Source organism: Paraburkholderia sp. Ac-20336 (genome assembly GCF_017105025.1).
Lineage (GTDB): Bacteria > Pseudomonadota > Gammaproteobacteria > Burkholderiales > Burkholderiaceae > Paraburkholderia.
The window spans coordinates 1-8,862 of sequence record NZ_JAAGPS010000194.1 but is presented as its reverse complement, the minus strand read 5'-3'; the positions used below and the strand labels follow the sequence as shown (position 1 = coordinate 8,862).

Below are 8,862 nucleotides of genomic sequence, written 5' to 3'. Positions count from 1 at the left end.
CTTCTTGCCGTTGTCGTATTGCGCATTGAAGCCCGGCTTCTCGCCCTTCGCAAGCGCCACCGACAGCTTCGCCGCTTCGCTCGCGATCAGCTTGAGCGGCTTGTAGACCGTCATCGTCTGCGTGCCGATGCCGCCCTTGAGACGCCGGTTCGCGAGGTCGACGATTTGCTGCTGTTGCTGCAGCGTTGCCTTGGCGATGTCGAGCAGCGCGTAATTCATCGACATCTCGATATAGGTGCGCACGACGTTGGCCTGCAGTTCGAGCAGCGCGGCGCGCGCGTCGGCGGCGCTCGCGTGGGCGAGGTCGAGCGCGCGCTCGGCGGCGTTCCTGTCCTTGCCCCAAAGGTCGAGGTGATAGGCGAGGGCGAGCGTGCCGGTGTTGTTCCACGACTGCTCGCCCGCGAGCGGCCCCGGACCGTAGAACACGTTGTCGGCCCACCGCTGACGCTGGATCGACAGGCTGCCGTTGACCTGCGGCGCGAGCGCCGCGCGCGCGACGCCGGCCATCGATGCCGCCTCGCGCACGCGCGCCTGCGCGACCGCGAGGCTCGGGTTGCCGGCCTGCGCGTCGGCGATCCACTGGTTCAACTGCGGATCTTGATAGGCGCGCCACCAGTCGGCGGCGGGCCACTGCGCGTCGGCATTCGCGGCGCGGATCGCGTTGCCCGCGTCGAGCGATGCCGGGGCGACCGCGTTCGCCTGCGGTGCGATGCCTCCGGTACTTGCGCATCCCGCGATTGTTATTAAGATCGTAAGAACCGCGGCTGCGGCGATCCCTCTGGGTACCGGAGACTGCACGATTTCCTCCAAAATTGACTATAGAACCTTGTGCGCAATTATATTTTTTGATTGATTGGGGAATAACCGGTAAAGGTGCAAGGCATCGTTGCGCTACATGAGACAATTGCCTTTGCGGATCGTGTAACAATCGCGGCCAATTAACCGACATTGTTCGGCGCTGCCTTGCAGCGGGCCGGAACGGATGCCGGGGCGTCTATTCCGGGGCGGCGGCCGAAGCGCCGCTCACGCCGGATCGACAGAGGGGGGAGGAGTATGGACACGCTTCAAAACATGCGCGTATTCGTCCGCGTCGTCGAGGCGGGCAGCTTCACGGGCGCCGCGCAGCATTTGAATACGACGACGGCCTACGCGTCGCGCGCGGTCTCCGATCTGGAAACGCATCTGCGCACGCGGCTCCTGAACCGCACGACGCGCCGCATCGCGCTGACCGAGGCCGGCGAGCGCTATCTGCAACGCTGCGAGCAGATTCTCGCGTACGTGGATCAGGCCGAGGCCGAGGCCAGCGACGCGCACGCGCGCCCGTCCGGCAAGCTCAAGGTTCACGCGATGACGAGCTTCGGCCAGCACTACGTGGTGCCGGCCGTGGGGCGTTATCAGGAGCGCTACCCGGACGTGCATATCGAGCTGACGCTCGCGCAGCGCATGCCCGATCTGCTCGACGAGGGCTTCGACGTGTCGTTGACGCTCGCGACCGGCCTGCCCGATTCGGGCCTCGTGTCGCAGCGCCTCGGCAGCGCGTTCAGCATCGTGTGCGCGTCGCCCGCGTATCTGGAACAGCATGGCGTGCCGCAAACGCCGGCGGACCTGGCGCGCCATACGTGCCTGCAAATGATCGCGCCGGTGTTTCCGCCCGACAAATGGACCTTCGACGGTCCGAACGGCGAGGAAACCGTGGCGCTCGGCACGACCCCGTTCCAGGTGAACGTGGCCGAGGCGATGGTCGTGGCCGTTCGCCAGGGCATGGGCATCGGCCTGATTCCGATCTATTCGGCGATCAGCGGTTTGCGCAGCGGCGACCTCGTGTGGTTGTTGCCCGAATACACGTCGCAGGAAATGAACCTGTATGCGCTGTATCCGTCGCGGCAGTATCTCGACGCGAAGATTCGCACGTGGGTCGAATTCCTGCGCGACGAATTGCCGGCGACGCTCGCCGCCGATCACGCGGAGTTGCGGAAGTTCGCGCGTTCGTGAGAGGGCGCCGCGCCCTGAGCGCTTCTCGCGCATGCGCGCGCCCTGCCTGATGTAGGGGAACGGCGGGGCGCCGCGTGGCGTGACAGCCTGTTACATACGCGCTGCGCCGCAACACTTCCTTACTTTTCGCGCGCGGGTGATTTGCTAACGTGTGGTTCACGCGCTGCCGCTCTTGCAGCAGGCGCTGGATTCGCCGCCGTTCGGCACCTCGCAACCACTGAAGGACGACAAATTCATGGATACGCACCTGATGATCGGCGTGGCCGTCATGTTTGGACTGATCGGCATCGCGGCATCGCGCGATCTGCTGCGCCGCATGCGCGAACAGCAGCCGCAACTCGTGCCGGTCGAGATCGAACCGCAGGATGCGCAGCGCCAGCGTCGCGAGCATTGAACGCTTGAACCAGGCCGCGCGGTTCGGCGCATCCGCGCGCCGGATTTCAACCCGCGCTGTCAAGCGCCGATTTCAACCACCGATTTCAATCACCTTATCCCACACAAACTGCGGATTCTCCCACTGCCCGTTGCGCCGGTCGAAATAGCCGCGCGGATTGCACACGACGCGCGTGCCGCCCACCGTATAGTCGAACGATGTATGCGTGTGGCCGTGAATCCATAGCGCGACCGGCGCGCGCACGAGTTCCGGCAAATGATTGACGAAGCCCGCCGAGACGCGGTCCTCGGCATAGCGCCCGGCGAGACTCAGCCGATGCGGCGCATGATGCGTGACCACGATCGTCTTGCCGGCGAACGGCTTCGCCAGTTCGGTTTCGAGCCACGCGCGCGACCGCCGGTGCAGCGCGAGCGAGTCGGCAGGCGTGAAGTCGCGCGCGGCGTCGTGCGTGTCGTGCGGCCAGTTCATCTGGATCAGCCCGCGATAGTCGAGCATCACGCGGCGCGCGGCCTCGATCGACTCTTCGATTGCCTCGGGTGTCACGCCGTATAGCGCGAAGTCGGTCCACAGCGTCGTGCCGAGCACGCGCCAGCGGCCTTGCGGGTCGACGAGCGCGGCGTTGTTCAGCACGTGCACGTTGTCGACCTGCGCGGCCGCGTCGATGAGCGCGCTTTCGAGCGCGCCGAATTCACCGTCGTAGTACTCGTGGTTGCCGGGCACGTAGACGACCGGCACCGTGTCGTCGAAGGTTTGCGCGGCCCAGCGCGGACCGGCCGCATGGTTGTGGATGTCGCCGGCCAGCACGACGAGGTCCGCATGCGCATGCGGAACCAGTTCGGGTTCGTCGTTTTCCAGATGCAGATCGGACAGCACGCGAATCTTCACGGACGCGACTCCTGCAAGCGCCTGCGCACCGGAGCGTGCAGGCTTCGAACCCTAGCGTAGCACCTTGCCCGGGTTCATCAGATTGAGCGGATCGAGCGCCTGTTTCACCGCGCGCATCATCCGCACCTCGACGTCCTGCTTGTAGTGCGCCGCCTCGTCGATCTTCAACTGGCCGAGCCCGTGCTCCGCACTGATGCTGCCGCGATGCGCGTGCACGCTGTCGTAGACGATCCGGTTGATCGGGCTCTGGTATTCCTGCAGAAACGCCTTCGCGTCGAGGCCCTCGGGCGCCTGCACGTTGTAGTGCAGATTGCCGTCGCCGAGATGGCCGAACGTGACCATGCGCGCGCCCGGCGCGGCCTCGGCGATGGCGGCGTCGGTCGCCTCGATGAAGTGGCCGATGCGCGAGATCGGCACCGCGATGTCGTGCTTGATGTTCAGCCCTTCCTCGGCCTGGGCGAGCGGAATGTGCTCGCGTAGATTCCAGAACGCGCGCGACTGCGCGAGGTTTTCCGCGACCACCGCATCTTCGACGAGACCCTGTTCGAGCGCCGTTTCCATCAGCCCCTCGAATAGCGTGCGCGCGTGTTCCTCGCTCTCGCTGTCCGACAGTTCGAGCAGCACGACCTGCGCGTGCGGTTCGGCGAACGGATAGCGCATCTGCTCGAAATGCCGGCCGACGAGACGCAGGCAGAAATCCGACATCAGTTCGAAACCGGTCAAAAGCGGCCCGGCGACGCTTTGCGTGAGCGCGAGAAAATCGAGCGCCGCATGAGGAGAGGCGAGCGCGGCGAGCGCGGTCACGCGCGCGGCCGGCTGCGGATGCAGCTTCAGCACCGCCGCGGTGATGATGCCGAGCGTGCCTTCCGCGCCGATGAACAGATCGCGCAGATCGTAGCCGGTGTTGTCCTTGCGCAGGCCGCGCAGACCGTCCCACAGCTCGCCTTGCGGCGTCACGACTTCGAGGCCGAGGCACAGCTCGCGCGTGTTGCCGTAGCGCAGCACGCCGGTGCCGCCCGCGTTGGTCGACAGATTGCCGCCGATCGTACAACTGCCTTCGGCGGCAAGGCTCAGCGGAAACAGACGTCCGGCCGCTTCGGCGTGCTTGTGCACCTCGGCGAGGATCACGCCGGCTTCGACGGTGATCGTGTTGTTGTGCGGATCGATGTCGCGCACGCGGTTGAGCCGCCGCAGGCTGAGGACCGCCTGCGCGCCGCTCGCGTCGGGCGTTGCGCCGCCGGCGAGCCCGGTGTTGCCGCCTTGCGGCACGAGCGCGATGCGATGCTCGGCGGCGAGTTTCACGAGCGCTGCGACTTCCGCGGAGGTGGCCGGGCACAGTACCGCGCACGCGGCGCCCGTGTAGCGGCGGCGCCAGTCGGTGAGATAGGGCGCGGTGTCGTGCGGGTCGGTCAGGACGTGGGCCGCGCCGATGGCGTCGCGGCAGGCGGTGAGGAAGTCGGTCGGGGTCATGGGGGCAGCTCGGTCAGGTTGAGGTGCGGGGCGTGGGGCAAGTCGTTCGGGGCGGTCTGCTCAGTCATGCCGGGTTTCGCTGCCAGCGGTGCCGTTGGCCGCCTCGGCGGCCGCCTGCTTCGCCCGCCGTTTCGCCGCGCGCTTGAACGGTCCGACATACGCGAGTGTGCTCGCAAAAAAAATCACCGCGAGCACGGCTTGCAGCCAGCCGAGACGCGCGCTGAGTCCGTGATCGCTCCAGCCGCGCACGACACCTTCGGCGAAATACAGCAGGATCAGCATCGACGCCCATTGCAGCGTATAAAGCCGGCGCCGCCACACGCCCGGCAACGCGGACAGCAACGGCAACGCCTTGAGCACGAGCAGCGAGCCGCCCGGACGCAGCGGCGCGAGCCACCCTTCCCAGGTGACGGCCAGCGCGATCATCGCGACGAGCGTGACAGCGGCGACGCGCGCGGCGGTGGTTTTCGGCTGCACGGGCACGGCGGTGGCGTGCAACGATGCGCCGGCCGCGAGGGGAGCGTGCGGCGCCTGCGCTGCGTGCGCCGCATTCGCGGCGTGGCCGGGCGGGTTCGCGGCCCGGGATTCGGCACGGTGCGCATGCGTGGCTCGACGGCTATCCTCGCGCTCGGCTGGCTGCAGATCGGGATCGTTCACGGCTTTTCGCTCACGCTTGGTTGCTCGCTTGATTGCCTGCTTGTTCGCTCGCTCGCTCGCTCGTTTATCTGGCTACCTGGCTACCTGGCTACCCAGTCAGTCACTCGCTCACGGTCTTTCGGTCAGCGACGCCGCCGTGCGCGCGACGCGTGCGCCGAGCGCCATTGCGAGCGTTTTCTCGTCGGCGGAGATGCCTTGCCCGGCCGTGCCTGCGCGCGCGAAATGCGATGCGCCGTAGGGCGTGCCGCCGGTTTGCGTGGTCGAGAGCGCGCTCTCGGTGTACGGAATGCCGACGAGCAGCATGCCGTGATGCAGGAGCGGCAGCATCATCGAGAGCAGTGTGGATTCCTGGCCGCCGTGCAGGCTGCCGGTCGACGTGAACACGCAGGCCGGCTTGCCGGCGAGCGCGCCCGAGAGCCACTGCGGCGTGGTGCCGTCGAGAAAATATTTGAGCGCGGCCGCCATGTTGCCGAAGCGGGTCGGCGAGCCGAGCGCAAGGCCCGCGCATTCCTCGAGGTCGCGCAGCTCGACGTAGGGCGGCCCTTCGGCGGGGATGTCCGGCTCGCTCGCCTCGCAGACCGTGGAAACCGCCGGCACGGTGCGCACGCGCGCCTGCATGCCGGGAACGCTGTCGACGCCGTGCGCAATCGCGAGCGCAAGTTCGCGTGTGGCGCCATGACGGCTGTAATAAAGCACGAGAATGTCTTTCATAGGCCTCATCGGTGAACGGGTATTATAGGGGCTCGGTCCGCTGCACAGGCCGCTCATGGCCATTCGGCCAGGTGTGTTCGGCCTCGCGCCGCGTGCGGTCCGCGCAGTCCCGCGGTAGTGGTTTTTATCTGGCGGTTCAGTCAGCAAGGAGGCAGGTTTGTTGTCCAGGGTGCGTTTCGATCTCGACACGCTCAGGCGGCTCGCACAGTTTGCCGCGCAACGCATCGGCGAGGACCGGATTCCGCAGGTCGCGGGCAGCCTGACGTTCACGACCATGCTCGCGCTCGTGCCGCTCGCCACGGTGGCGTTCGCGCTGTTCACCGCGTTTCCCATCTTCAGTTCGTTCCAGGCGTCGCTGCAGTTTTTTCTCGCCGACCACCTGATGCCCGCGCAGCTGAACGACCAGATTTTCAAGTATCTGAACCAGTTCGCCTCGAAGGCCAAGGGGCTGACGACGATCGGCATGATCATCCTGTTCGTTACCGCGGTCATGACGATGATGACCGTCGAATCGGCGTTCAACGTGATCTGGCGCGTGCGCAAGGCGCGGCCCGTCGCGCAGCGCGTGCTGGTCTACTGGGCGATCATCACGCTCGGGCCGATCCTGATCGGCGTGAGCCTGTCCATTTCGTCGTATCTGTTCACGCAATCGATGTCGTTCTCGGCCGCGCAGCGCATCACGCCGCTGATCGAATGGGCGCTCGCGGGCGCCGCGCTGCCGCTCACCGCGCTCGCGTTCACGATTCTTTACGTTTATCTGCCGAACTGCCGTGTCGAATGGCGCGACGCGGTGATCGGCGGCGTCATTGCGGCGGTCGCCTTCGAACTCGGCAAGCGCGGTTTCGGCTATTACGTGCGCCGCATTCCGACCTATACCGCGGTATATGGCGCGTTCGCCGCCGTGCCGCTGTTCCTGCTGTGGATGTACCTGTGCTGGTTCATTACGCTCACGGGCGCGATGATCTCGTCGGCCTTGCCGGCGATCCGCATCGGCCAGTTTCACCGGCCCGTTTTCAACGGCAGCAATCTGTTCGATTCGCTCGAACTGCTCGCGCGGCTCTCGGAGGCGCGCGAGGCCGGCAAGCCAGGCTACACGATGCCCGAGCTCGCGCGCATGCTTCGCCGCGATATGGACACGACGCTGATGCTGCTGCAGCGGCTCGAGGAGATCGAGTGGATCGCGCGCCTGCAGGAAGACCGGGCCGGGCCGCACTACGTGCTGGTCGTGAACCCGGCACAGGCCACGGTGCAGCGGCTCTTCGATCTGTTCGTGATCGACCGCGCGGAACTCACGTATCAGCTCGAACTCGAGTCGACGCGCGTGGACAGCGAGATGCTGCTGGCGGCGCTCGATAACGACAGGCTGAAGCTCACGCTCGCCGCGCTGCTGGCGGCACGCGCGGCCACAAGGTCGGCCCGGGCAGCGGGAAGCGCGCGCGAGGCGGCTTCGCTGCCGCATCCGGCGGCGTGAGGTTGCGGTTCGCGGCGGTGGGTTTCTGCCGCAACGACGGCACGCAACGACAGCCCGAAGCCACAACACGCAATTGCAGCACGCAACTACAGCGAGATTTTCCCCACGCAGATGTCCTTGAACATCACCCAGTCTCCCATCAGGCTGTAGAGCGGATGGCGGAAGGTGGCCGGCTTGTTCTTCTCGAAGAAGAAATGGCCGATCCACGCAAAGCCGTAGCCGCAGATCACCGCCGCAGGCAGCCATAGCCAGTCGCCGGTGGCGAGCGCCATGGCGAGGCAGCCGATCACGCCAAGCGAGCCGACGAAGTGCAGCCGCCGCGAGACCGGGTTGCGATGCTCGCTGAGGTAGTACGGGTAAAACTCCGCGAAATTCGCGAAGTGATCGGTGTGCGCTGTATGAGCCATGGTGGCCTCCGGATAGAACGCAGCTTATGGATGCAGCCCGATTGCCGGCCCGCTGCCCGTGGTTGCCCGCCGTTGCCGCGAGTTGGCGTGGTGTTATCGGACATGGACTGAAAAAGACTGGCTTCGAACATTTTCCGGCTGTCGCGCGTCGCGTGCAACCTGGCCATTCGGACGATGGCAGGGCGCGTTTGGCTCCGGTATCTTGACCATTCGCGACGACTTTCGCCGGTCCTTTGCGACACCGCGACACCTAGCGCGGCGCTCGCGAAGCGAAGCTGAACAGCGCATCGAGCGTTGCGTCGGGCTGCTCGGTCATCAAGGCGTGGCCCGCGTCGAGCGTGATCGTGTCGACCGGCGTGCCGGCCTGCGCAAGCGCGCCGGCGATTGCCTGCGCGGCGAGCGGCGGCGTCATCGCATCGCGCCGGCCGACGACCAGCCGCGTCGCGCAGCGCACCTGAGCCGCGCGGGCGAGGCCGTCGGCGTAGGTGTGGCAGGCGGTGAAGTCGGTATGGAACAGGTGCGGTTCGCCGCTCGCCGAAACGTGTTCCATGAGCCGCTGGTTCATGCCGTGCAGCCAGAAGCCCGGGCCCGGGCAGGACGGCTTGGCCGCCAGCGTCGAGTGCGACCACTGGTTGACCATGCCGATTGCCTCGGGCTCGCGGTTGAGTGCGGCGTCGAGCAATGCGTCGGAGACGGCCATCGGCATCGCGGTCGCGAGCAGCGCGAGATGCGTCGCGCGTTCGGGGTAGCGGGCCGCGAAGTCGAGGGCGAACAGCGAGCCCATGCTGTGGCCGGCCACCAACCCCAGCGCGAGCGCCACGGAGACTGGAAGAGCGCCGTGGAGGGAAAGGGTGGGCATGGGCATGTAAGTGCCA

Annotated in this window: 10 protein-coding genes; 3 read left to right on the top strand and 7 right to left on the bottom strand. The window is 66.5% G+C overall.

Annotated elements, in window-relative coordinates; translation table 11 throughout:
• On the bottom strand, positions 1-798 hold a 798-nt coding region (locus tag GXB81_RS29385; protein WP_346777827.1), incomplete at its 3' end, for a TolC family protein.
• A gap of 255 nt (positions 799-1,053) precedes the next feature.
• Between GXB81_RS29385 and GXB81_RS29380 the strand changes: the two genes are divergently transcribed.
• Both GXB81_RS29380 and GXB81_RS29375 read left to right on the top strand, forming a co-directional pair.
• Positions 1,054-1,992, top strand: coding sequence for a LysR family transcriptional regulator (locus tag GXB81_RS29380; protein WP_167043214.1), 939 nt, complete (start codon positions 1,054-1,056; stop codon positions 1,990-1,992).
• Between the two features lie 172 nt (positions 1,993-2,164).
• A complete protein-coding gene (locus tag GXB81_RS29375) occupies positions 2,165-2,386 on the top strand; it encodes a hypothetical protein (RefSeq protein ID WP_167283531.1) in 222 nt (73 codons plus the stop codon).
• Between the two features lie 72 nt (positions 2,387-2,458).
• On the opposite strand, the gene GXB81_RS29370 is transcribed toward GXB81_RS29375, so the two are convergent.
• The 4 genes from GXB81_RS29370 to wrbA all read right to left on the bottom strand — a co-directional run bounded on the left by GXB81_RS29370 (position 2,459) and on the right by wrbA (position 6,109).
• Entirely contained in the window at positions 2,459-3,271 is an 813-nt protein-coding gene (locus GXB81_RS29370; RefSeq protein WP_205991047.1) for a metallophosphoesterase, read from the bottom strand.
• A gap of 51 nt (positions 3,272-3,322) precedes the next feature.
• Positions 3,323-4,741, bottom strand: coding sequence for an FAD-binding oxidoreductase (locus GXB81_RS29365; RefSeq protein WP_167043218.1), 1,419 nt, complete (start codon positions 4,739-4,741; stop codon positions 3,323-3,325).
• Positions 4,742-4,801: 60 nt separating this feature from the next.
• Positions 4,802-5,224 carry a DUF2069 domain-containing protein gene (locus tag GXB81_RS29360; RefSeq protein WP_345889879.1) on the bottom strand — a complete coding sequence of 141 codons (423 nt, stop codon included), beginning with the start codon at positions 5,222-5,224 and terminating at the stop codon, positions 4,802-4,804.
• A 282-nt stretch (positions 5,225-5,506) separates the two neighbouring features.
• Complete coding sequence (gene wrbA, locus GXB81_RS29355; protein ID WP_205991046.1) at positions 5,507-6,109, bottom strand: NAD(P)H:quinone oxidoreductase; 603 nt, start codon at positions 6,107-6,109, stop codon at positions 5,507-5,509.
• 157 nt (positions 6,110-6,266) lie between these two features.
• Between wrbA and GXB81_RS29350 the strand changes: the two genes are divergently transcribed.
• On the top strand, positions 6,267-7,580 hold the full coding sequence (locus GXB81_RS29350; protein ID WP_205192931.1) for a YihY family inner membrane protein: 1,314 nt from the start codon (positions 6,267-6,269) through the stop codon (positions 7,578-7,580).
• An 86-nt stretch (positions 7,581-7,666) separates the two neighbouring features.
• Here GXB81_RS29350 and GXB81_RS29345 read toward each other — a convergent pair whose 3' ends face one another.
• Complete coding sequence (locus GXB81_RS29345; protein ID WP_167043226.1) at positions 7,667-7,987, bottom strand: Mpo1-like protein; 321 nt, start codon at positions 7,985-7,987, stop codon at positions 7,667-7,669.
• Between the two features lie 250 nt (positions 7,988-8,237).
• Positions 8,238-8,862, bottom strand: a 625-nt coding sequence (locus GXB81_RS29340; RefSeq protein ID WP_241016573.1) for an alpha/beta hydrolase, incomplete at its 5' end; no start/stop codon positions are given.

What these genes read in the sequence shown, in the direction of transcription:
- GXB81_RS29380 (WP_167043214.1), top strand. Translation starts at nt 1,054, where the DNA reads ATGGACACGCTTCAAAACATGCGCGTATTCGTCCGCGTCGTCGAGGCG.
- GXB81_RS29365 (WP_167043218.1), bottom strand. Translation starts at nt 4,741, where the DNA reads ATGACCCCGACCGACTTCCTCACCGCCTGCCGCGACGCCATCGGCGCG.
- wrbA (WP_205991046.1), bottom strand. Translation starts at nt 6,109, where the DNA reads ATGAAAGACATTCTCGTGCTTTATTACAGCCGTCATGGCGCCACACGC.
- GXB81_RS29345 (WP_167043226.1), bottom strand. Translation starts at nt 7,987, where the DNA reads ATGGCTCATACAGCGCACACCGATCACTTCGCGAATTTCGCGGAGTTT.